Annotated in this window: 1 protein-coding gene; it reads left to right on the top strand. The window is 35.3% G+C overall.

The window, feature by feature from the left end:
* Positions 1 to 119 precede the first annotated feature (119 nt).
* The coding region (locus tag C1E99_RS00545; RefSeq protein ID WP_153060124.1) for an ATP-binding cassette domain-containing protein at positions 120 to 292 on the top strand (173 nt) is incomplete at its 3' end.

The following is a 292-nucleotide window of genomic DNA, read 5'->3' on the forward strand; positions in this document are numbered from 1 at the left end:
CAGTCTTCAAAAAGACCATAAACATTATGATGAAGATATTTTGATTCCAATGTAATTCATTGAAAATTCAAGTTCTTTCTAGTACAATAAAACTAATAGACAGAAATAGAGGAGAAACTATGCTTACAGTATCAGACGTGTCGCTTCGCTTTAGCGACCGCAAATTATTTGACGATGTCAATATCAAATTTACAGCAGGAAATACCTACGGTTTGATTGGTGCAAACGGGGCCGGTAAATCTACATTTTTAAAAATTCTTGCTGGTGACATCGAGCCATCAACAGGTCATAT

Origin of the sequence: Streptococcus suis (assembly GCF_002964045.1) — a bacterium.
GTDB lineage: Bacteria > Bacillota > Bacilli > Lactobacillales > Streptococcaceae > Streptococcus > Streptococcus suis_U.